Annotated in this window: 19 protein-coding genes; 4 read left to right on the plus strand and 15 right to left on the minus strand. The window is 46.8% G+C overall.

The annotated features are described in order from the left end of the window. Positions 1–40 precede the first annotated feature (40 nt). Together ACHZBG_RS06205 and ACHZBG_RS06210 are read left to right on the plus strand one after the other, a co-directional pair. Entirely contained in the window at positions 41–1,978 is a 1,938-nt protein-coding gene (locus tag ACHZBG_RS06205; protein ID WP_320128583.1) for an NAD(P)/FAD-dependent oxidoreductase, read from the plus strand. 90 nt (positions 1,979–2,068) lie between these two features. Next, on the plus strand, positions 2,069–3,457 hold the full coding sequence (locus tag ACHZBG_RS06210; protein WP_320127752.1) for an IS3 family transposase: 1,389 nt from the start codon (positions 2,069–2,071) through the stop codon (positions 3,455–3,457). Between the two features lie 3 nt (positions 3,458–3,460). On the opposite strand, the gene ACHZBG_RS06215 is transcribed toward ACHZBG_RS06210, so the two are convergent. The 6 genes from ACHZBG_RS06215 to ACHZBG_RS06240 all read right to left on the minus strand — a co-directional run bounded on the left by ACHZBG_RS06215 (position 3,461) and on the right by ACHZBG_RS06240 (position 8,810). Next, positions 3,461–3,535 (minus strand): hypothetical protein, encoded by a 75-nt coding sequence (locus tag ACHZBG_RS06215; protein ID WP_394699378.1) that lies wholly within the window; start codon positions 3,533–3,535, stop codon positions 3,461–3,463. 520 nt (positions 3,536–4,055) lie between these two features. Beyond that, on the minus strand, positions 4,056–4,502 hold the full coding sequence (locus ACHZBG_RS06220; RefSeq protein ID WP_320128585.1) for a gamma-glutamylcyclotransferase family protein: 447 nt from the start codon (positions 4,500–4,502) through the stop codon (positions 4,056–4,058). Then, positions 4,502–5,143, minus strand: a complete 642-nt coding sequence (gene pcp / locus ACHZBG_RS06225; protein ID WP_320128586.1) for a pyroglutamyl-peptidase I — start codon at positions 5,141–5,143, stop codon at positions 4,502–4,504. Before pcp ends, ACHZBG_RS06220 begins: the two co-directional genes overlap by 1 nt. Before the next feature lie 19 nt (positions 5,144–5,162). After that, on the minus strand, positions 5,163–6,083 hold the full coding sequence (locus ACHZBG_RS06230; protein WP_320128587.1) for a DUF979 domain-containing protein: 921 nt from the start codon (positions 6,081–6,083) through the stop codon (positions 5,163–5,165). Between the two features lies 1 nt (position 6,084). Next, positions 6,085–6,768, minus strand: coding sequence for a DUF969 domain-containing protein (locus ACHZBG_RS06235; protein WP_320128588.1), 684 nt, complete (start codon positions 6,766–6,768; stop codon positions 6,085–6,087). A 638-nt stretch (positions 6,769–7,406) separates the two neighbouring features. After that, positions 7,407–8,810, minus strand: coding sequence for an ATP-binding protein (locus ACHZBG_RS06240; protein ID WP_320128589.1), 1,404 nt, complete (start codon positions 8,808–8,810; stop codon positions 7,407–7,409). A gap of 253 nt (positions 8,811–9,063) precedes the next feature. Here ACHZBG_RS06240 and ACHZBG_RS06245 point away from each other — a divergent pair, with 253 nt between their 5' ends. Further along, positions 9,064–10,275 carry an ATP-binding protein gene (locus ACHZBG_RS06245; RefSeq protein ID WP_320128590.1) on the plus strand — a complete coding sequence of 404 codons (1,212 nt, stop codon included), beginning with the start codon at positions 9,064–9,066 and terminating at the stop codon, positions 10,273–10,275. A gap of 101 nt (positions 10,276–10,376) precedes the next feature. Here ACHZBG_RS06245 and ACHZBG_RS06250 read toward each other — a convergent pair whose 3' ends face one another. From ACHZBG_RS06250 to ACHZBG_RS06290, 9 genes are all read right to left on the minus strand, one after another. Beyond that, positions 10,377–11,075: a hypothetical protein gene (locus ACHZBG_RS06250; RefSeq protein ID WP_320128591.1), complete on the minus strand. Its 699-nt coding sequence runs from the start codon at positions 11,073–11,075 to the stop codon at positions 10,377–10,379. A gap of 841 nt (positions 11,076–11,916) precedes the next feature. Then, positions 11,917–12,957: an NAD(P)-dependent alcohol dehydrogenase gene (locus ACHZBG_RS06255; RefSeq protein ID WP_320128592.1), complete on the minus strand. Its 1,041-nt coding sequence runs from the start codon at positions 12,955–12,957 to the stop codon at positions 11,917–11,919. Continuing rightward, a complete protein-coding gene (locus tag ACHZBG_RS06260) occupies positions 12,954–15,749 on the minus strand; it encodes a glycoside hydrolase family 2 TIM barrel-domain containing protein (protein ID WP_320128593.1) in 2,796 nt (931 codons plus the stop codon). The genes ACHZBG_RS06255 and ACHZBG_RS06260 overlap by 4 nt, the downstream gene beginning before the upstream one ends. A 17-nt stretch (positions 15,750–15,766) precedes the next feature. Then, on the minus strand, positions 15,767–16,618 hold the full coding sequence (locus ACHZBG_RS06265) for a carbohydrate ABC transporter permease (protein WP_320128594.1): 852 nt from the start codon (positions 16,616–16,618) through the stop codon (positions 15,767–15,769). 16 nt (positions 16,619–16,634) lie between these two features. Beyond that, positions 16,635–17,510: a sugar ABC transporter permease gene (locus tag ACHZBG_RS06270; protein WP_320128595.1), complete on the minus strand. Its 876-nt coding sequence runs from the start codon at positions 17,508–17,510 to the stop codon at positions 16,635–16,637. 61 nt (positions 17,511–17,571) lie between these two features. Continuing rightward, positions 17,572–18,909, minus strand: a complete 1,338-nt coding sequence (locus ACHZBG_RS06275) for an ABC transporter substrate-binding protein (protein WP_320128596.1) — start codon at positions 18,907–18,909, stop codon at positions 17,572–17,574. A 158-nt stretch (positions 18,910–19,067) separates the two neighbouring features. After that, on the minus strand, positions 19,068–19,964 hold the full coding sequence (locus tag ACHZBG_RS06280; protein ID WP_320128597.1) for an AraC family transcriptional regulator: 897 nt from the start codon (positions 19,962–19,964) through the stop codon (positions 19,068–19,070). A gap of 2 nt (positions 19,965–19,966) precedes the next feature. Further along, on the minus strand, positions 19,967–20,554 hold the full coding sequence (locus tag ACHZBG_RS06285) for an AraC family transcriptional regulator (RefSeq protein WP_320128598.1): 588 nt from the start codon (positions 20,552–20,554) through the stop codon (positions 19,967–19,969). Positions 20,555–20,610: 56 nt separating this feature from the next. After that, positions 20,611–20,820 carry a hypothetical protein gene (locus ACHZBG_RS06290; RefSeq protein WP_320128599.1) on the minus strand — a complete coding sequence of 70 codons (210 nt, stop codon included), beginning with the start codon at positions 20,818–20,820 and terminating at the stop codon, positions 20,611–20,613. A gap of 189 nt (positions 20,821–21,009) precedes the next feature. On the opposite strand from ACHZBG_RS06290, the gene ACHZBG_RS06295 reads away from it, so the two are divergent. Next, positions 21,010–24,381: a DUF5107 domain-containing protein gene (locus ACHZBG_RS06295; RefSeq protein ID WP_320128600.1), complete on the plus strand. Its 3,372-nt coding sequence runs from the start codon at positions 21,010–21,012 to the stop codon at positions 24,379–24,381. The last annotated feature ends 136 nt before the right edge of the window (positions 24,382–24,517 follow it).

The following is a 24,517-nucleotide window of genomic DNA, read 5'->3' on the forward strand; positions in this document are numbered from 1 at the left end:
ACCTACCTATATAAAAATTTGATCTGGAGGATGTATAACTATGAAAAATACCTATGAACACGTACTGCAACCAATACAGCTTGGACCTATGAAATTGAAAAACAGGGTATCCTTTACTCCTGTCTGGCCAAGTTTTGCCACTGCCGACGGACACGTCAACAGGGAGTTGATGGAATGGACCCGCGATATCGTAAAAGGTGATTGTGCCTGCATCAATATCGGATGCGGGATCGTCAACAGGAATTTACCGAAGGAAGTTGCGCACCTGCTCCGCTTGGGAGAGGAATCGGTGGTAAATGAGCTGTCCATGCTCTGTGACTTGGTGCATATGTATGACTGCAAGATCGGCATGGAACTGTTTGCCATCAACATGGAAGCCGGTTCTTTCGAGAACAGGGATACCCATGCAAGCAAACCTACTGTCGAGATTGACCCGACCTACCTGACCAAGGACCAGATTCACGGTTTCATCGAGGATTTTGCAACAGCTGCCGAACGAGCCATGCGCGCAGGAGTGGATAGCATACTGATCCATGGGGCCCATGGACAACTTCCCGGATGTTTCCTTTCAAAGTTGATCAACGAGAGGACTGATGAATATGGTGCCCAGTCAATTGAAAACAGCGCCCGGTTCACCAATGAGTTGTTGCAGGCGATCCGTGACAAGGTAGGCAACAAGGTTGCCATCGAATACCGAATCAATGCAAACGACATGATTCCGGGCTCCCCTTCCCTGGAAGAAGTAATTGCGTTCGTAAAGGTCATCGAGGACAAGATTGACTTGCTCCACGTTTCCAGGGGAATGCACTCCATCCAAGCCTTGGCTCCTTATATCAATCAGCCGGTCTATTTTGACCATGGAATCAACATCGAGGATGCCGCGAAGATCAAGGCAGAGGTCGACGTACCGGTAACGGTAGTCGGTTCAGTAACCTTGGAACAGGCCGAGAAGGCCATTGCCGAGCATAAGATCGACATGGTATCCATAGCCCGTGGCCTGATGGCAGATCCCATGATGGTAAAGAATGCCCGATTCGGACAAGCGCAAAAGACCCGTCCCTGCGTGCGTTGCAACAACTGCATACAGAAAACGCATTATCTGCTCGCTCCCCTTCGTTGTTCGGTAAATGCAGAGATGGGAATGGAAACGCTCTATGCAGGGATTCCTGCTCCTGGCGTGCAGAAAAGAGTGGCAATCATCGGAGGAGGTCCCGGCGGAATGGAAGCTGCCCGTACCGCTGCCCAAAGAAACCATAAAGTAGTCCTGTTCGAGAAGAGCAATAGACTCGGGGGCGTGCTGAACATGGCCTCGATCGCCGACTTCAAGGCAGATATGAAGACGTATCTCGATTGGGCAGTCAGGGAAACGGAAGCCATGCCAAATATCGAGATTCGCAAGAATGTCACGGTAACTCCCGAGCTGTTGGCAAAGGATGCCTTCGATGTCGTCATCGTGGCAGTGGGTGCGAATCCTCTCATTCCGGCCTTTGCCCAGAAAAATGACAAGATCCAATGGGTCGGGGATGTCGAGATGGGAACTGCAGAGACGGGTAAGAATGTCGTTATAGTGGGAGCAGGACTTACCGGATGCGAGGCTGCCCTATCACAGAAGAAAAAGGGAAAGCATGTCGTCTTGGTAGATATGGTTCCCCAAGAGAAATTCGGAAACGGTGGGGCCAAGTTCAACCAGATTGCCATCATCAATATGCTCAAGGATGCAAAGGTAATTTTCCGTGGTGGCCTGCGTTTGGAGTCGGTCGAGGACAAGGAGGCCACCTTCATCAATGAAGAAGGAAACAAGGAAACCCTTGCATGTGACACCGTCGTGCTCTCCTTGGGCGTTCGTCCCGATGCCGACTATGTCGAGACCTTCCAGGACTGTGCTCCTGAGGTGCTTGCCGTAGGCGACTGCAATACACGCCAAGGTACGCTCTACAATGCCATCCATACGGCACATGAGGCTGCCTACCTGCTCTAGATACTAATACATAAAAAAGGGCTTCCCTTCTGTGCATACCAAGTGAACTTTCCCCCGTGAATTGGAGAAATCCAAACATGGGGGATTGTTATGTCAAAGATCAGCAAAAAGACGAAACTCAAGGCCTTGAAGTTATTCAAGCAAGGATGCAAAGGCAAGGCCACCGCAAAGAGACTGGGTCTCAATCCGTCAAGCACCAGGCGGTGGTGCAAGCAATACGAAGGTGGAAACGAGAGCTGGGTGTACTGTACCTACGACCGTAGATACGAGGCCATGAACGAGCAAGTAAAGGAAGGGATTGTCCTCAAGTCGCTGTCCAAGGAAGAAACCAAATCTGGTCTTTGCCGCAAATACGCCTTGTCGATTAGTGTTCTGAATGTATGGATTCGGAACTATACTGAGTACGGGGTCTGCACGAGAAAGAAAGGCAGAAAGAGGAAAGGTGGACACAATGACGGAATTGGAACGGAAGAAGATGGAAGAGCTCGAGAAGCTCGTAAGGCAACAGCAGTCAGAGCTCAAGGGGATGCACGACGGGATTATCTTCTACAGGACGTACTTCCAAATCTGCGAGGCAGAGGAGACGGATCCGTCAAAAAAAAAGTTCTATCAGCAGTTGCTGAGGCACGGAAGCTCGGAGTCCCTGTGACCCGTTCGCTCAAGCTGGCAGGCATCTGCCCGAGCACCTACTATTACTGGGAACAACACAAGGATGATTCGGTCAACAATGATGTCTCCATAGCATCGCACATCAGGCAGATACAAGAAGAGACAAACTGGTCCTACGGGATTCCAAGGATGACGCAGGAACTGAAGGCGAGGTTCGGGTACGTGCAACTGAACCACAAGCGCGTCGAGCGGGTCATGAAGGAACATGCCCTGAACGCGAAGGTCCGCATCCGACGGTTTCCCAAGGGCTACTATCGGATACGGAAAGAAACTGCAAGGGAACTGCCACAAAACATACTGGCCAGGGACTTCTCGGCAGAGGGGCCCATGTGCAAGCTGGTGACCGACATCACGTACCTTCGTGTCGTGGGGGGCTGGTTGTTCCTGGCCGCGGTCAAGGATTTGTACGACAACGGGATCGTGAGTTATGTCATGGAGGAGCACCAGAGCCTCGCCATGGTCATCAAGGCCATCCAGCAACTGGTCGACAAGGGATTCGATCTCCATGGCGTCCTCATCCACTCGGACCGGGGATGGACCTACACGAACAGGGCCTATGTCGACTACCTTAGGGGTCTCGGTGTGGTGCAGAGCATGTCCCGCAGGGGAAACTGTTGGGACAACGCCTGCATCGAGAATTTCTTCGGCCTCATGAAGTGTGAGACCATCTACCAGAACAGAAAGAGACTGCTAACCAAGGAAGAGATGGAACAGCTGGTAAGGGAATACATCGCTTGGTACAATGACAAGCGAATACAAAAAAAACTAGGCTACCGGTCTCCGGTGCAATACCGTCAATCAGTAGCCTAGCTCTCAGAACTCTCCAACTCTATGGGGAAAGTTCAAAGCGTTGCAACCAGGGAAGCCTTTTCTACCAGATCCAAGGATTCAAAATATCAGTATTGGTCTTTGCATCGAACAAGAGCGGAGTACCTTCTGGATGTCGAGATCTTCCCTAGATATGAGTAAAACGTCGCAGAATTAGAATAATTAAGTAATAAAACGTCGCATATTATATAATATTTATTAATATTATGTCGCAACCATTGATAATCCTGTATAAGGAAACACTTCTTGGTTCCATCGATTCATTTGAACAGAAAGTATGATATCGCATCATTTCAAGACTTGAATGGCTTTGCCCCAAAAGTATTGGATTCCAGGAAAAGTGGTACACGAACGGGAACAGGCAAGATTGATCATTGCAAAACACCCTTGGAAGAAAAAGGCTTCTCAGAAAAGGCCTTCCTTCCACTCTTTGGTTTGAGAATCCCAAGCCATGAAGAAGGTGTGAATGGATTATAAAAAAGGGCTTCCCTTCTGTGCAAACCAAGCGTTGCAACCAGGGAAGCTTCTTTTGTAAATCAAGGAATCCAAAGATCAATGTACAGGTATTTTCTGCATCTTCCTATGAGTGGGTATAGGTACCCGTCTTTTCATGCACCTTCATATAGGAACGCCAGTCACCTGTCGGTAAGTACACCACCGGGTTCTGTTTTGTTCCCAAATCCTGGAGGCCATACCAATACAGATGAGCCTCGATCCACGTATTGTCGGTCAAGGCAAATACATTTGTCAGGATACGGTCATATTCATTTTCTTTGTCTTTCCCAAAATACTCTTCCACTTCATCGATCAGGGGAAGAGTTTTCTCGATATGGGAAAGTTCCAGCAATTCACCGAATACCCAATCCTCACCAGGAATCAGGGCTGGATACCCTTTCTTGCACTGGTGAAAAAGTTTCCCACGTACTTTTGCAGGTACGCAAGAGATTACCTGCCCAACGAGGGTTTTCTCATAATTGAAAAAACCCTCGAGCAGGCTACCATACACGAATAGTCTAGTACATTCCATTACAGTTCTTTGCCACCTGAAACCTTGATGTCCTCAAGATTTGCACCTATTGCCCTGATTGCCGCTTCCAAGCCCTTCACGATAGTCTCGATGGACATCGAGGGCGTGGAAGGACGAGTTATTACCTGATCGGGAATGAAGGGAACGTGCATGAACCCTCCACGCATGGTCGGGTAGCTTTTTGCAATGTGGTACAAGACGCCATAGAGCAAGTGATTGCATACAAAGGTTCCGGCAGTATTGGAGATGCTTGCGGGAATCTTGTTCTTTCTGATCTCCTCTACCATTGCCTTGATAGGCAAGGAAGCGAAATAGGCCTTTTGTCCATCGGCAAACACAGGGGTATCGACAGGTTGGTTCCCTTCGTTGTCCTTGATGCGTGCATCGTCAATATTGATGCCAACCCGTTCCACGGTAAGGTCGAACCTACCCCCTGCCTGTCCGATGCAAAGCACTGCATCAGGTTTTTCCTTGGCCATTGCATCGGCAACAGTCTGGATCGACTTCTTGAAAACAGTAGGTACTTCAAGCTTCACCACTTCAACCGAACCAATACGGTCAGATACCAATTTTACGGCTTCTAGAGCCGGGTTTACCAAATCACCCCCGAAGGGATCAAAGGCAGTCAAAAGAACTTTCATCAGACAGCCTCCTGTGAAATTAGAATGCGAGAATATACATCAGTATACAGTGAACAATGAGCATGGTAATAGCTACCGGGGCCTGGGCCTTGATAATTACATACTTGTCCTTGGTTTCGAGCAAGGCTGCAGGCATGATATTGAAGTTCGCGGCCATGGGGGTCAGCAAGGTACCGCAATACCCGGCGGTCAAGCCAAGTGCTCCGACAACAACTGGGTTTGCACCCTGCATAATCAAGAACGGTATGCCGATACCAACGGTGATGACGGAGAAGGCAGCGAATCCGTTACCCATGATTATGGTAAAGAGAGCCATCCCGAAACAATAGACGACAACGGCAATGAAGTGACTTCCATCAGGAATGATCGAAGAAACGCCCTTGGCAATTACGGTACCGACACCGGCTGCGGTAAACAAGGCACCCAAAGCAGCCAAAAGCTGCGGGAGGATTCCGACAGGACCTACATTGTCCATCAGGCGAGTACCATCGGTAACAGCTGCCTTTGCAGGAGCTTTGGTAAACAGATAGGTTACGATAATGGCAACTACTGCTGAGATACCGATTGCGTTGCTTGCACCGAAAGGCAGGAACGTAGCGGAAATGACAGCGGCAAAAGCCAAGGTCAAGGCAGGAATGAATACCTTGAATCCAAGTTTATCTGCATTCTTTCTAGTCTCTTCAGCGGTAGGGACATCACCCTTGCTTTGGCTGACTCCATTGAAGGCAGAAATTACGGCAATGGCAATTATGCATATGCCACTGATCCAATAAGGAATGTGTGGTCCGGCGATAAAGGTAAAGGCAAGAATGAACCAGAACAAGGCAGTAGGAATACGAGTCTTCAAAGAAGAATCCTTCAACGCCTTCACCCCGACCAAAATGAAGATGATACCAATTACACAGTAAAATACTTCGGCTATGATTGCATTTGTGGACATCTTATACCTCCGCCTTTTTCTTGAATCTGGCATTCAATTTTCTATCAAACAAGTAGTTGTGTATGACACCGACGACAACGGAGATGACGGCGATGGGAATTGACATCATGGCAATCTGCAAGGCATTTACCTGAATGTTCTGGGCGGAAAGGGTCGTGACGATCAAGAGAGTACCGGAAGCACCCATAAAGCAGTTCTGGGCAAAGAAGTTTCCAAAATTCTCGCCTGCTGCCGAATAACCCTTTACCTCGTCTTCGGTCTTTTCATCGAGTTCACCGTACTTGGCAATTGCCGCAGCCTGGGCCATGGGATTGACCAAAGGACGAACGAACTGGGGATGTCCACCAAGACGAAGGGAAAAAGCAGCGGCAAGTGCCCTGATTGCCTGATAGAGGGAGATGATCATCCCAGAAGTTGCATTCTTGGCCTTTCGGATGAGATCCACTGCCTTGTCTTTCAAGCCATATCGTTCACAAATACCGATAACGGGCAGGGTAAGTACAAACAACGTCGCTGTCCTTTGTGTGACAAACGATTTTCCCAAGATGGTAAGGATCTCCATGAAGGACATACCCGCCACCAGACCTGTCGCGATTCCAGCTACGACTACCACTGCAATCGTATCTTTCTTCCAAATGAAGCCGATAACGACTATCACTACACCAATGAGTCTCAAAAGTTCCAAAGTGTGCCTCCTATAAATTCTTGAATCTGAATAGAAGCCTATAGCACGATGAATAAATATGCAAATATTTTCTGTTTTTATGTATATTTTTTCCTTGAGCGTAGTAACAGCAGGCAAGGAACATAGCCAGAAGAGCCATAATCAAGGAAATTGGGAAAAAAGACCAACGGTATTGTCATTAAATACCTAAGGGATATTCGTATCATGGCTTGAGAAAAGCACCATTATATCCCAGTAATTGCCAGTATTTTACCGCTATGACAAGACTGTCCATCTATCTTTCAAAGAGGAACTTTCTCGTCGCAGACCTTTCATGATTTGGGGGTTTCATTTGCAAGATATGCACAGAATTGGTTTATACTTTCCGGTCTTCCTTTTGAGTACGCTATACCCAGAACAAGGAATTGTCTGCAAAACCATGTTTTACCAGGATCATGACATTTTTCTTTAGACTCTCTCTTGTAAACATTGGTATTAAAAGCAAAAACAAAAGCATGCCAAAACTCTTGTAAATATAGATATCGACGAAACCTTACATGGTACCTGATTTCTTCAAATCCCATCAGGAATATTCTATTCCAACGATTTTATGGGAATTGAGGAAACTCTACAAGGCCAGCTGGTTCTTTTAATTGCTACTATACTGCCACGTATTTCTGATTACGGCTATTAGGTTTATCCGGTATAGTCATCTGCAATTTTCCGGATTCGAGCAGAGGCTTGAGAAAATATGCAGAAAAATGTCTTATATCCTTATAGCCGCAATGCTCCGCAATCTCTTTTCTTCCTTGCGGTATTGCACAGAATCGAAGTATCATTTCTTGTTGGTTATCTTGTTGGTTATCTTGTTGGTTATCTTGTTGGTTATCTTGTTGGTTAGTCCCTTGCAAGGAATAATTCACGTTTTTCAATACAACGCGAAAATCTGATGGCGTGGAGAAGAATTCGGGTCGCAGGTGTTCAGTATAGCCAGGTAGTTTGGCACTCTCACTCAGTATCTTCGACAACCCACTGCCACGTCGTTCCATGAATTTCATCCGATGAAATAAATCTGCAATAACAGGATTGCGTCTGGCGGAGCCAACTGTGCGAATATCACGATCCTGTATTGCCCGACCGTCATACATTCCACCAGGGGACTGGATCTCAAGGCGATCATCGTACATGTCAATGTGGATTTCGCTGCCAAGCAGGACATAATCCCTGTGTATGAGTGCATTGACAATGGCCTCGTTTACAGCTCGATCAGCATAATCAGGCTTGTCCACGCGATACTGAGCTTCCTTTACAAAACGCACCTTGGAATTGTTTCGCACAAAGTCACTACTGTTGCGTAGCAAGCTGATAAGATTTCCCTCATACTCTTTGTCATCCAATGCATCATCGAAGATGGAGCCCTTTTCCAGTCCGTTCCAGCGAGTACAGAAAATCCGCGAGTTATGAACGATATATTGATCAGCCATCAGTTTTCCTGCGTTGGTAAGCACCCCATTCTTGTCTGCCAGTCCGAAGGAGACATAATCCGATGACTCAAAATGGATTCCCGTTTGCTCTAGATATGTTGCTTCAAGCAACGTAAAGCTATAATCGGTCTTTCTCGCATCAGTGACGATTGCATCAAAAGAATGATTCATACCTTTGAGAATCAATTCATTCAATATATAGTCAGGTGCGATGATACTCTCGTTTCCAACCCTGATGTAGCCTTCCATGATGCCATCGGCTCGATAATAATACGGGGTTGAACGCCCTGCCAAGACCTTCAAGCAAAGGATATCCTTACCATCTTCTTTCATCGCTGATAGCACAAAATGCGGTAACGGAGTGATGCGTTCCTTGATTAATCTGCTTATGATCTCTGCATCGCTTTGTACATTATCAAGACCAACAATATGCTTGTCATTGTCCACACCGAAAAGCAACATACCACCAATGGAATTGGCATATGCACTGATACTTTTCAACCAACTTTTGGGTTTTCTTGTTTCAAGGGCAACCTTGAAATCGCATTCGGTGACTTCTGCAACAAGCTCTTCAATCATTCTGGATTTCTCTCCTTCATCGTTTTTCTCATAATACCATACAAATCTACTAGATAGGATGTAAGATATTGCACACGATTGAAATTGGATGAACATAGCTATTCACAAATTACCCAGGAACACTCTACTTCACAGATAATTAGAGAATTCTTCCTGATATGGATATATATATACAATTCTTTTATAAAAGAAACTTTTGTTATTATTGCATAAATATTCTACTATATAAGAAACTTTTCAGGAGGTGATTCCTATGATCATTCGTGAAACCTATATGAAACAGATCCTCGATTTCATGGACAAACCGGTCGTGAAGGTAATCACAGGCATGCGACGCACCGGCAAGAGCGTCATCCTGGAACTCACCATGGAGGAAATCCGTAGACGCGGGGCGAGGGAAAACCAGATATTCTCCGTCAACTTCGAATCATTGCAGTTCGAGGATCTGAAGGACTATAAGGCATTGCACCAGGCAATTACCATTGCAGCCAAGGCTGCGAGAGGCAAATTGTACCTATTCATCGACGAGATCCAGGAAGTTGCATTATGGGAACAGGTGATTAACTCAGTTCGTGTCGATTGCGATTGCGACATCTACATAACCGGTTCCAATGCGAGACTGCTCTCAGGCGAATTGGCTACATTGCTTTCGGGACGCTACATTGAAATCCGTGTCTATCCGCTCTCATTCGGTGAATATCTTGAGTTTGCGAAAACCAACAAGGATGAGGTAGGACTGACCAAGGAGCAGCATTTCTCCAATTTCCTTCGGTATGGAGGCCTTCCTGGAATTCATGAGATGAAATGGGACGATACGGTCCTGTCACGGCATCTGATCGACATGTTCAACACTGTACTGTTGAAGGATGTGGTCAAGAGAAACAATATCCGCGATATCAATCTGCTCGAGAAGGTCATTCTATACCTGATGGACAACATCGGGAACACGTTCTCGGCAAAGACCATCTCTGATTTCTTGAAGAATCAGGGGAGAAAACTCAGCACCGAGACAGTGTACACCTACATCAAGGCTCTAGAGAGCGCATTTTTGATCCACAAGGTACCACGCTTCGACATCAAGGGAAAACGGCTTCTCGAGACCCAAGAGAAATACTTTATCTCAGACTTGGGTCTGCGTCACGCAACGATGGGGTATCGTGACAATGATATCGGCGGAATGCTGGAAAATGTAGTGTTCCTGGAGTTGCTTCAAAGGGGATGGACCGTCAACGTTGGAAAACAAGGTTCCTATGAGGTTGACTTCATAGCCACAAAAACCGATGAGAGACTGTATGTTCAGGTGTGCTACATCCTGACTGAGGACAATACACAACGCGAATTTACCCCCCTGGAGATGATAGACGACAATTATGAGAAGATCGTAATTTCCACGGACTCCCTGATAAGCTTCAATCGTAATGGCATCAGGCAAAGGAATATCATCGAATTTCTACTGGATACATAAGGTCCCAGGCCAATGGACACCCAGGATGACAGGCTGCAACAACTGCATAAGCACGCCAGATGCATCGATACCCTTGAAAATACATGACCTCCAGACTTCTTTCAATTCCTGTATTTATTGGTAAATTCCTGTGACTTCAGATACTCATTGCCTTTTTTCGAACCATGCGCCTTGTAATATTGCAAAGCTTCTTTTGCAGCTGCCTCGCCAAAATCGGCACCGGCGACAAGAATGTTTTCAACTCCTGCCTTTCCAAGTCGTGCAGTACTACCGACAATATCCTTCATGGTTTCCAAGGACAGTTTCAAAGAAGCCTTGTCAATGACTCTTTGCAAGGAGGCATCAGCCGAGTTATACATTTTTGTCAACTCAGCTCCCACTTCCGGTCCATATTTGTTATATAGTTTTACGGCCTTGTCGGCGGCAACCTGTCCGAATTTGCTTCCTGTCTCATACAGTTGTTGCGCAACCTTGGTCCCATATTTGGAGGCAATGTTGGCAATATCTTTCATTGTATCTGATTTCAGAACGACAGATGCTTTGTCCATTGCGCCTTTCATTGCCTTTCCCGCTGACTCATACAAGGAAGAAACCTGAGGGCCATATTTCTGCTTCATTGTATCAACAGTCTGGGAAACTGCAGGTTTTGCTGTTTCATAGGCTTCTTTTGCGGCAGAAGCAATATTGGCTCCAACTTCTTTGATATTTTGCCCAGCATCCTGCAAGGTATCGGATATACCACTATAAGCGGGCAACAGACATACAACAAGGACCAACCCCATTATCAATGCTCGTTTCATTTTGAAGACTCCTTCCTACAGTCATACGTGATCTTCATGAATTGCTGAAATAAACATGAGTATACCAAGCTCTCTGGTAAAGACCAATCAGGAAGGTAGCTTATAGGTGAAAATTTTGTTAATTGCATGCTGATCTTCATATTTTGAAAACCATCGGTATCCTTGATCATTTGTCTGATCTGCTCCTGAGAAGCAGATACTGATGAAGACCCCTGCCACACATAGACTCCAGAGGGCTTCAGTCCCTTCTTGTGCAGATAATACGGTTTGTTGGTTCCTTCACACACTTCAATGCGAATCACTCGATTCTCTCAGTTTCGTATATCACTGATTTGAACCTCCTTTATGCATACGCTTTCACCTTACAATGAATATTCACAAACATAAGTGAATTTCATAGCGTTCCGACTTTCTTGGCATTGCAAAGAGAAGTTGTAATCATTGCACCAGACAAAATTATTCAAATTTGAATTAAAGTCATCATATACCGTCGAATACTCTCTCCAGTTGTGCAGTTGGCCTTGTCTGCAGTGGATGAACCAGATAATTGCATGGAATGTCTCTCAATCAAGGAACAAGCCAAGAGGATGTTATGCCGGGTTCCAGTTTTTCCCCCAATCTTTTAAAGAAGTTTCTCATATCTTGAATCTGCCCAGACAGGAAGCCTTTCAAATCTACCTTGAACAAGGAGGCCTGCCTTTTCTGTATGAAGTCAAGACAAAAGCAGAAACTGGTGAGATATGAAGATGGAAGCATCAAGTCAGGTAGCGCATCAATCATGACAACCGAATACGACAATGCCTACAAATGCCTGTTCCTTTAATATAAAATTGAAAAAAGCTCAGGCAATCACCACCTTGATGACCGATTGTCTATTATCCGTAGCAAAAGCAAAGGCCTCACAAACCTGGTCAAAGGCAAACCTATGCGAAATAAGTCCATCAACTTGCAATAACCCGGAGGCAAGCAAGGACAGAACTGGGCCATAGGTATTGCAATAACGGTTTACTCCCCGAATATCCAACTCCTTTTCCAATACTTGCTCCATCGGGAATTCAAAGGAAGCTTTCTCAGGCCAGCCGACAATCGTAATCACACCGCCCCTGCAAGATAAAAACGGAGTACTTGCATTGGCCTTGCTTGAACCTGAGGTATCGAACACGACATCGACTCCCCGTCCATTGGTATAGGTGGTCACAGCCTGCACTGAATCCTCTTTCGCCGAATTTATTACTGCATCGGCTACCAATTCCTTGGCCTTTTGCAACCTGGTATCAAAGATATCCAGCATAATTATAGGAGAAGCCCCGCAGGCACGTGCTACCAAGGCAGTAATCAGACCGATAGGCCCAGACCCTACTACAGCCACCGATTGGCCAGCCTTGAGTCCGGCACGCCTGCAGGCTTGCATCCCTACCGAAAGAGGCTCTGCCAACGCTCCTTGCTCTACAGAAAGAGTGGAGGGCAAGGTATAGACCATATCCGCTGCAATGGCTACATACTCACAAAAAGTCCCATTGATGGGAGGGGCTGAAAGGAATACCACATCAGGACAAAGATTATACCTACCGGAACGACAGAACTCACAATGCCCGCAAGGAATCCCCGGTTCCAGAACTACCAACTCCCCTTTTGGGTGCTTGGGCCCCACAGTATTGGAGACCACGACCCTACCTACCGCCTCATGTCCGGGAATGTAGGGAGAGTCGACGACAAAAGGACCAAGTTTTCCCTCTTCATAAAAATGAATATCCGAACCACATAAGCCATTTGCCAAAATTTGTAACAATACCTCATGCTCTTTTGGCTCTGGAATGGGTACCTCTTCCAGGCGAAGGTCCCTGGGACCGTATAACATCGCGGCCTTCATGGTCTTTTTCATTTTTGCATCTCCTTTTGGTCTTTGAACAAGTGTTGCAACTCTTCGTATTTCACCTGTATCGTTGGATTGAAATCAGTACCTTCCATATAGGCAAGAATGGAATACAAGGCCTGCTTGGCGACCATTCTTGAATCAAGGTCCGAGATGAGATCCATGCTGCAAACCATAAGCTTCCCCTTCTCCACCTGGCATTCAAACAACAAACCAAGTTTATGACTTCGAAACCACGTATCGATGGGTTGTACCAGAGGAGCCAGGGAACTGGGCAGCTCATCCAAGACCATGGCACCTGCATCATGCAACAACTCCCACCATTGCCAATCGGTATAGGAATCAGTGGGAAAATGACGGAACACAGGGTGCTTGGGATCGCATACGATTCCCAAGGTATGGGGAGCTTGGCCTTCTGTCCAGGAAGTATTCCAGAACACCGAGGAGAAACCCATTTTCACCTCGCTTTGTACGTGTTGCGGAAAAGAGAGCAACAGCACTGTTTTTCCTTCTTCCAGAAAATGCCTGCAGGAAGCATCCAAGGAGTGGACAATCTGCACCGTCTTCTGTTCAGGAAGAACCAGATTATCGGGATATACCCACAAATCCCAGTGGTTTTCTCTTTTAGGGTTTTCCAGTTGCACACAGAACGTCAGTTTCTGGGGAACTGTCGGGAGGTTGAGTTGTTGCGTAACAGTACCGAGGGATTGCAAACCTCTTTTCAGTGGTTGCGAGAACGAGAGAAAATCAGAAAACAGGGGTACTCCGTTTGCATCCAGGATAGACCAATGCACTGCAACCTGTTCCAAGGGACTGGATGCATAATTTGCCAGCGAGAGTTGGGCCTCAAAGACCTCCCCTGCGGCAAAACAGCGCTTTTCCATTCGTGCAAGCAGGACAATGTCATTGCAAAACGCCTTGAAATCAGAAGCCGTGCAATACCCTTTTTCCTGCCAGAAAACATTCAATACCCCTTCCAGGGCAGTACCTTGCCCCGGAAAATCTGTCAAGGCCAGCAACTGGTATCCTGCAAGATTGGCAGTCCTTTGGGCTGCTTCAAGCTCTTCCTTGTAACATAAAAGTTGCAGTTTTCCGGAAGCCTGGAGGAAATCCCTTGCCTGCTGACTCATTCCCCTTCTTTTCAGGATATCGGCAAAAACCTCGAAGTTCCGGGGTTTCAGATATCCGGTATACTCCTTCATTTCCGAAAAATCGGGAAAGACACACCATTGTCCCATTTCATGGGTTACCACAGGGCCTGGGTAGGTATCACAGATATTGGAATAATCGGTATAGGTCTCCGGCTCTTGTGCATTGATACGAGAGGTCAGTCCCTGTCCCCAGGCTTGAATCCTGGGCTCGGGTACTACCTGATAGTCATTCTCTTCCAAGGCAGGCCACCCCGAGGCAGAAGTATACAAACGTCTCTTGTCCCGTTGTTTCCAATACGAGACCCAGAGCCCCAATAATTCGGTATACCGCCCCTCCGGTTCATTGCCACTGGTAAACAGGATGAACGAAGGATGATTGCCATACTCATCGACAATCCTTTGCGACTCGGAGAACAGCCAATTGTCGAAAGCTCCGTCTTCACTCGTATATGCCACTCCCTGGTTCTTCCAGATCGGACATTCAATTTGTACATAGAATCCCAAGCGGTCAGCAACGGAAAAAGCAGCTTCAGGAGGACACCAGGAATGAAACCGCAGGTGATTCAAGCCATACTCTTTTGCCTTGGTAAATATCCGTTCCCAAGAAGACTCGTCAACTGGTGGATATCCGGTTTTGGGGAATACGCAACACTCGACGGTTCCCCGCAAAAACACATCCTTTCCGTTTATCCGAATATGCTTCCGGTCAGTCCCGACCTCTCTGATCCCTGCCTGCAGTTGCTTGGTATCCCAGAGCTCACCGCCTTCCGATAAAACAGAAGCCTCCACGGTACACAATTCAGGGTGAAACTCATCCCATGTTTGCATATCAGGGGAAAGCACCAGTTCCTTATGAATTCGGGAACTACCCTGTGGAATTGCCACTACCACTGCACTTCCCAATCCTCCCAGGTCCCTAGCCTTGTCACTCTTGATTGCAACGATTCCCTTCCGATCACAATCCAGGCGGTTTTCCACTGTCAGTTCCACCAACACGGAATTTCGAACGATATCAGAAAAGAGTTGGATCTGTTTGATGGAAATGGGGGGAACCTCAGTAAGGGACAGTGTACCTACAAGACCATTCCAATTGCCCTGGGTCTGGTCAGATACGCTATGGGCATTGGGACCTACCTCCCAGATCATTCTATTATCAACCCGTATGACAATATCCACTGAACTCTTTTGGTTCGTACTGAATATATAGCGATGAGGAACACTCAGGCTGTCACAACTACCTAGATAGCTACCATCGACCCAGACCTGGGTTTCCCAATGGGGACGTTCCAATGAAAGTTCCCATGTCTTGCTTGCGTCTGAAGATGGAAGCTGTATGGATCTCATATACCAAGCGGGCCCTATATATCTGGTTTCCGGTTGCAACCAATAGGGAAACAGGAAATGGTCATCCTCTCGATATGGTTCATACAGGGGATCGGAAGTAAATTCCTTGCCAAACTGGGAACCTATCCATTCAGTCTTGGAAGAAACAGGATCGCCGATCCTGTTCTCCTCAAGATTGCCGGGCAATTGGAGTTCCCTGGCAAATGGCAGGTTCTGCGCTTCATTCCATTTTTTTTCCAAGCCCCTATCGTCCTGGTCCAATATAACCTTCCAGGTTCCTGACAAATTTATTGATGTACGGTTCATGATATTTCTCCTGACAGTTATTTGACAGCCCCGGCAGTCAAACCCTTGATATAGTACTTCTGTACGGCCAAGAAAATGGCCACCGTGGGAATACAGACCAAAGTCGAGGCTGCCATGGCAGGACCATACGGCGGAGCGGACCCGGCGGAAACCCCGGTAAGCATGTTTGCCATGCCGATAGGCAAGGTCATGGCAATTTCCTTCCTGATGGCAATCAAGGGCCACAAAAAATTATTCCAGCTATTGATAAACGTTATGATGCCAAGCGATGCCAACCCTGGTTTCATGATAGGAAGAGCAATCTGAAAAAAGATACGCAACTCACCAGCACCGTCGATCCTGGCGGAATCGAGCAAGGCATTTGGAACATACTCCGCATATTGGTTCATAAGGAAAATGCCTATGGGCGGGGCAATGAACGGAAGCACCAACGATATAATGCTGTTTGTCAGGCCCAGTCTACTGATGATGACGAACAAGGGGACTACCAGGATAGGAAAAGGGATCATAGTGGAAAGCAAGAGGCCTGTGAACAATTTCTGCTTTCCCTTGAATCTATACTTGGCAAAGGCGAATCCTGCCAAGCTGGTTATGAACAAGGCAACCACGGTGGTGAGAAGTGCGGCAAACAAACTATTCAGGATCCAACGGGAAAAAGGCCAGGTATGAAATAATTGTTGATAATTGAACATCGACAAGCCTTTCGGGAAAAAGGTTGCCGGCTGAAAAATTTCCTCCGTTGTCTTGAAGGAAGAACTCACCATCCAAAGGAAAGGAAGCAACATCAAGACGCCTCCCAACCAGACGATAAGATTCATGGCAAACGAGCCTATATGAGAGGATGTAATCCTATGATTTTTCTTGTTCACGTATTGCCTTCCTTCGTTATTGCAAATTCTTTTTGGTTTTTGCCTGGATCGCCGAGAAGCCGGCAATCGCAATGAACAACACCATACCGATAGTCGAGGCATATCCAAACCGGAACTGGGTAAACCCTCTCAAGTAGAGATATTGCACGACACTCCTGGTTGCATTTGCAGGACCTCCATTGGTCAACACCTGGGGTTCATCGAACACTTGCATTGAACCAATGAGGATAATGACACTCACAAAGAAAGAGATGGGCCGGAGCTGGGGCAAAGTAACGTTGAGGAAACGTTGGAAGGGATTGGCCCCATCCACCTTTGCCGCATCGTACAGCTGCTTGTCTATGCCCTGAAGCCCTGCAAGGAAGTAGATGGAAGTAAGGCCCAGCCATCGCCAGATAATGACGACAATGACAGGAACCAAGGCCAGGGAACGCGAACCAAGCCAATCCAGGGAAGGAAATCCAAACCGGGCCAGAGTCTGGTTTATCAACCCAAAATCCTTATTGAAGAGCATCAAAAAAGTCTGGGAAATGGCTACCGTGGAAGTAACGATGGGTGCAAAGTATATAGCCCGGCACACAAGTCTGCCCTTGAGATGGGGAGAATCCAACGCCAGGGCCAAAAGCAAGGACAAGGGAACAACCACAAAAAGACTCACAAGGCTATAGATGAGGGTATTGCGAACGGAAATCCAAAATACGGAGTCCGAAAAAACTCTTCTAAGGTTCTCCCAACCCTTGAAAACGGGTGCCTGCATTCCTGACCAGGAAAAGAAACTGATAATTACAGAGAACAGCATCGGTCCAAACATAAATATAACGAAGACAAGATATGCTGGTAGAATAAATGTATAGGGAACCCATTTCGAACGATTCTTGAGAGATATCCGCATGCCCTATTCCTCCTTGGGAACAAAATCGGAGGAGAGTAATTTCCCCTCCGATCAATCAATATTACAGAGTGGCACCGTCTTGCGTGATCTTGACGATTGTGTCAACAAACTGTTCGGAAGTCAGCTTCCCTTCAATAAACAACGGGAGGGTATCAACGATTCCCTGCAACAAGTAAGGACGCTGTTCACTCTGCCAGAGAGGAGGAGTCTCCTTGGCAACCTTGGCAAAGATGGATCCAATCTTTTGGTTTCCGAAGAAAGGATGCTCTTGTTCCGTAACGGCAGGATCCTCCAGGGCCTTGTACATGGTAGGATAGAACCCGATGGTCTTGTAACGATCCAGTTGGCCATCCAAGGACATATAGGCATCGTCCAGCAAATTCCAGACTATCTCGGGAATCTTGGAAGACTTGGTGATGGCAAAGCCAGTACCACCCCAGACACTGGTAGAATACCCCTTGCCATCACTCCAGACGGGCATGGGAGCAACTCTCCATTGACCTGACATGCTTGCAACCCCAGGTTGCAATACCGAGGTATTGTACCAGTCAGGTGCCACGATACCCGCGACTTTCCCGGTAGAGAAGGAAGTAGGAATGGTAGAACCCCAGAAATCATTGCCCAACACAACTTGCAAGGCTTTGTTATCCAAGGCTTCACGCAACATAGCCAGGACCTGTACGGCCGCTTTCCTGTTCTCGCTTTCACCAAACACCAACTTGCCCTGTTCATCAAAGAACTGTCCGCCTCTTTGCAGGAACATCATGGAAAAGAGCCCCGAGGAATCATTGTCCATGATACCGATCGACACACCATGCTTGGCCAGTTCCTTCCCGGCCTGCAGATATTCTTCCCAGGTGGAGGGAATTGCTACTCCATACTTTTCAAAGATTGCCGGTTGGTAATACAGGACCGAAGCCGTCAAGGCACTTTCCAAACCGTAGATACGACCGTCATACGTGTAGAGTGCCCATCGACCCTGTACGTAATCATTGTAGCGGTTACCAATTTTGTCAGTCAGATCAACCAAGAGATTCTTGACGTTTCCATTTTCCATCAACGTCGGAAACCACCCTTGCTCGACTCCGATCAAATCAGGCAAGTCTTCCCCTGCCACAGAAGCGGTAACCAGGGCTGTAATGGTATTCGGCATGATCTGGGCATCCAGGGCAAGCTTGTAATCATTGTTCGTTTGATTGAACAGATCAATACGCTTCTGGAAGAACTGCCGATACAAATCATCATGGGTCCACATCTTGATGGTCACCGTCTCTCCTTTTTTTGGAGTTGCAGGGACCGCAGCTTCCTTTGCCCCTCCGGCAAAGACGAACATGGTACTCACAGCAAATAAAACCAAACTTACAACAACTTTCTTCAAAGCCAATGATTTTTTTGTCATGCTTTTCACCTCTCTTTTTTTATAAGTGTAGGAGCGGTTATTTCATCTGTCTATGGAGCTCTTGAGAAAAACATGGACAAAATGATAATCACATTTTTTTGGTAGGGGTATCCCTTATCCAAGAGCTATTAGCTACTATTTCCTTTGTAAAAAAAATCTTATTTATGATATATACTCCGGTATTCCCGAGGTGATACGCCTATTATTTTCTTGAAAACGCGAGAAAAATAGAACTGGTCACTAAAACCTACATACTCGGCAATCCTGTTTACAGGTTCCTGGGTCGAATCAAGATAGTAGCAAGCCCGTTGCATTCGCTGATGCTGGACAAAGAGGATGGGAGAGTATCCGGTAACCTCCTTGAACAATTGGATGATCCTGGACGGACTATAACGGGAACGCTGGCTGAAGGTTTCCAGGGTAATGTTTTCCGTCAGATGATTCTGGGTATAGGCAATCAAATCCTCGACAACTCTGACTCCGGGAATATTGAGCGTATCGGTCGTGAGGTATTCCTGTTCATAGGCCAAAGAGAGAATCAGGGCTGCAGCTGAACTTGATGTAAGCAGATACCGTTGGGTAATGCCATGGGAAAGGGGAATGAAAATCTGGCTGAAGAGATCAATCAGTACCTGCTGGTTCTTTTCCGGAATCTGGATTCCTTTTCCCGAAAGTGCCCTGGCTACATAAGTGGGAGCAAAGTCTCCCGTGAAATGAAACCAATAGATGGTCCAGGGATCATCCTTGCTTGCCCCATACATATGGGCAGTTTTTTCCGGAATGGTGATGGCTTGTCCCGCATTGATCTTGGTAACCTGTTCATTGATGCTGACAAAACCCTTCCCTTTCTCGCAAAAAATGAAAATGTTCTGCTCACTTCCCTTCAAGCGTTGACGCAGGTGAAACCTGGCCGAGGGAAAATATCCTGCATCGGTGATCATGAATCCTCTCAAAGCAGGATTGGCAGCAAAACTTTCCATGCTGCTCTTGGCCACCACAAATAATTTTTCCTTGGGAAACCCTTCGCCTTTTTCCCGAATCAATTGACTGTTCATCGCTACACCTCTCCTTGTCCGAGACGATACTGCAAGGGACTGGCCTGGGTATGTTTCCTGAAATTCGTACAGAATCCGCTGACGTTGGGATACCCGCAACAAAGGGCTATTTTCTTGATGGAGAAATCGGTGGTACGCAACAAGAACTTGGCATTGCTGATCCTATGGTTCGTAATGTATTCATGGGGCGAGAATCCTGTGTTTTGCTTGAACAACCGTGAAAAATAATACGGACTGAGATGTGCTTGGTCAGAGAGATCCTCCACCGAGATCGGTTGGTCGATATGCATGGAAATATAGGTAAGGATATCCTCGATGCGATCGGCTGCCTCGGTTGCCTCAGCCGAGTTCCTGGCAATGTACAGCTCGGTGAGGATATTGGTGATGAATTGGGATATCCTTGCCTCATTGATACGTTTTCGTTGGTCAAATAACTCATAGATCTGCAACAGGTTTCGCTCTACGAGAAACGGATTGGGCACCGTAAGAAGTATTTTCTCCCCTTGGTCGGTAATCTCATCGTACATGCTTCGCATCCCCTTGCCGTCCATATGCATCCAGAGTATTTCCCACCCTTGCTCTTTTGCCATATAGGAGTGCGCCTGATAGCAATCAAGGAAGGCAAAGGTCCCTGCCCCGATGGTTTTCAGCCCATCCTTGCAGAGGACTTTCCCTTCCCGGAAATGACATATATAAGCAGGAAGCTGTCATATTTCTGTCTGGAAACCGTATAGTCCACGGTACAGGAATAGCGACCGATACAGAGCAAGTAATAAAAAATATCACGCGCTCTCCGGCTTGCGTTATGAAGATAAATTTTTGAATTTTCCAGAACTCCGGGACTATGATAATTCATTTCATATACCTACTTAACAGAATTTTCTCTAGTTTTTCGAGTAAAGGATACTCCATGTTTCCTCCTTTTTCAAATGATATTATTGAGAGCACGAAAATGAAATCAGAGAGCAAGAATTACAAATGAAAGCAAGAATATTCCTGCTATACTACGGATAGTTCATCAGCTTTGCCAGGAGGATTCACTGCCATGCATACCCAGCAGACAACCACACACGTTTGGGAAGAGACGGTTTCCATCCCAACCTATGGAGTGGGAGAACCCAATGCCCATCCCATGTTTTTCGATAACAGAGTCTATCAGGGCAGCAGTGGCCGGGTATATCCCTATCCAATCATCGAAACGATAGAGAACGAAAAACATGACAAACCCTATACGGCAGTTTTCCTGGAAAACGAATATCTCAAGCTCATGATCCTTCCCCAATTGGGAGGAAGAATACAACGAGCCTATGACAAGACGAACGGCTACGACTTCGTCTATTACAATGAAGTCATAAAACCCGCCTTGGTAGGACTGACGGGCCCCTGGATAAGCGGAGGCATTGAATTCAACTGGCCCCAGCACCATAGACCCACCACCTATATGCCTGTCGATTACCTTCTAAGGGAAAATGATGATGGAAGTTGCACTGTATTGCTCAATGATGTGGACAGAATCCATGGCACCAAGGCTGTCACGACCATCACGCTCTACCCCGGCAAGGCATATATCGAGATTTCAGCGAGGCTATTTAACAGAACTCAATTGCCCCAGACGTTTCTTTGGTGGGCCAACCCTGCCATAGCGGTAAACGATACTACGCAGTCCATCTTCCCTCCCGATGTACATGCTGTCATGGATCATGGCAAGCGGGATGTCACCACCTTCCCCATTGCCACCGGCGTATACTATAAGCATGACTACAGTGCAGGTGTGGACATCTCCCGATACAAGAACATCCCTGTCCCCACTTCCTATATGGCCTATCATTCCAACTATGATTTCGTTGGAAGCTACGACTACCAAAAGCAAGCGGGAATCCTCCATGTTGCCGACCATCATATTTCCCCGGGGAAAAAGCAATGGACCTGGGGTTGCGGCGATTTCGGAAAAGCCTGGGACAGGAACCTTACCGATGAGAACGGACCCTATATTGAGTTGATGACCGGAGTCTTTACTGACAACCAGCCCGACTTCACCTGGATGCATCCCTATGAGGAAAAGACCTTCACCCAATACTTCCTTCCCTACAAGCAGGTCGGAAGCGTAACGAACGGGTCCAAGGACATCGTGCTGTCATTGCAGGTACAACCTGCCAATCAGACGGCCAATCTTGTGGTGTATGCATCTTCCCAGGTTCTTCAGGCAAAGATAGTACTTACCAAGGGAAAAAAAGAAACTCTCTTTTCCATGGTACAAGACCTCAGCCCGAACCAGGTGTTTTCCAAGGAGATACGAATTCCGGTTTGCCAAGAAGAAGAACTGGAGATATCCGTCTATTCGCCAAAAGGGAATTTGATGCTCAGCTACAAACCTGAGGGAATCCACGACATGACACTCCCCAAACCAGCGATGGCCATAGGAGATCCCAAGACGCTGAAAACAATAGAGGAGCTTTGGTTGGCGGGACAGCACCTTGAACAATATCGTCATGCAACCTTTTCAAGTGATCCTTATTACCTGGAGGCCCTGGCCAGGGACCCTGAGGATTATCGTACGAATTGTGCCTATGGGATGCTCTTGTTCAGAAGAGGATTGTTCACCTCAAGTGAGAAGGCTGCCAGAACGGCCATCAAGAGAAGTACCAAGCATAACCCCAACCCTACCAGCACCGAGGCCTATACGCTTTTGGGATTGTCACTGTTCCATCAAGAGCGAGAAGATGAGGCCTTCGATGCATTCTACAAGGCTATCTGGGACGGAAACCAGCAGGAGATCAGCTACTATTTTCTGGCAATCATTTCAGCCAGAAGGGAGCAATGGGAAACGGCCCTTGGTTTTACTGAGGCTGCCTTGGAGAAAAACAGCCACCAAATGAAGGCCAGAGGCTTGAAGATCCTGTTGCTCAACAAACTGGGAAAAACAAGACAAGCCGAGGCTTGGTTGCACGAGAACCTGGCAATCGATGCCTTCGATCTCATTTCCCGATTTGAATTATTGAAATTTCACCCCGATACAAAGGATGCTTTTTTGCAGTTGCTCAGAAACAACAGCACTTCATACATATTGCTTGCCTCTGATTACGCAGAGATGGGTTTCTTCCAAAAAGCCTACGAGGTATTGGGTCTTTGCACTGAACAAAATCCCCTGCTTCTCTATCATAGGGCTTGGTATGCAGAGAAGAAGAAAAAACTAAAGGGAATCGGGATAGAGGAACAAAAAGCAGAAGAAAATACAAACGAACTGGCCACAGAAGAATTGATTGCCCAAGCCGAGGCAATCGAGGATGCCGCTTGGTTTCCCAATTCGTTGACCGATCTTCATGTCCTTACGTTTGTAACCAGGAAAGTACCCCAGGCAGCCAAGGCCCATTTCTTGCTGGGATGTCTTTGGTATGACAAGATTCAATATGCAGAAGCCCAGAAGGAATGGGAACTGGCGGTAACCTCAGATCCTCATTTTGCCAAGGCTTGGCGAACTCTTTCTCTGGGATATTTCAATATACAAAAAGAGGAAGAGAAAGCAATACAAGCAATGGAACAGGCCTATACCCTCGCTTTCTGTGATTCCCGGATTCTTTTTGAGCTTGACCAGTTGTACAAAAAATGCGGGAAACAACCAACATTCAGGAAACAGTTCCTTGACCGACATCTTGACTTGGTATTTTCAAGAGATGATCTTTGCATCGAATATGTCTCCCTTCTCAACCTTTTGGGTGACTTTGACACTGCCAGGGAATTGGAGCTTTCCCACATCTTCCACCCTTGGGAAGGAGGGGAAGGGAAAATAACCACCCAATATTCCCTTACTTTCGTGGAGTTGGGCAAGCAGGATTTGATAAGTGGTAATTTCGAAAAGGCTGAGGAGGCCTTGCAAGCTGTTTTCCAATACCCGCTCAACCTCAATGAAGGAAAGCTGGAAGGAAACAAAGACAATGATGCACACTACTTTTTAGGGTGTATAGCCGAGGCAGAAGGAGACATGGCCGTGGCAAGGCAAGAGTGGCAATTATCTACCTTGGGGGACCTCGAACCCTCCGAGGCCATTTACTACAATGACCAGAGTGCCCACCAATTGCTGTACAAGGGGCTTGCCTTCAGAAAGCTGGGGGATGAACCAACGGCAGATAAGATATTCACTGGCATGCTGACATATGGAAATGAACATATGCAACAAGAAGTACATATCGACTACTTTGCAGTCTCGCTTCCTGACCTTCAGGTGTTCTCCGAGGACCTTAACAAGAAACATGTCGCCCACTGCCATTACCTTATGGGACTGGGAAATCTGGGCCTTGGCAACAAAAAAGAAGCGTATGAAGAACTACAGGCAACCTTGCAGATGGATCCAGCGCATTCGTATGCCAGTGTACACACCAGTACACTCATACAGGAGCTCAGGGAGAAGGGGTGGATGTAGGAATAATCCCAGCTTCCCTTCTTTCCCATCATTGCCAGAATCCTATGTTCGGCATCGTGAATCAAGGCAGGAAATACTACTTAAAACAGCAGTTATTTCTCCGGATATTCTCGTGAAAATGAAGTCTCAACTATAT

The sequence above is a fragment of the uncultured Sphaerochaeta sp. genome (genome assembly GCF_963676625.2).
Lineage (GTDB): Bacteria > Spirochaetota > Spirochaetia > Sphaerochaetales > Sphaerochaetaceae > Sphaerochaeta.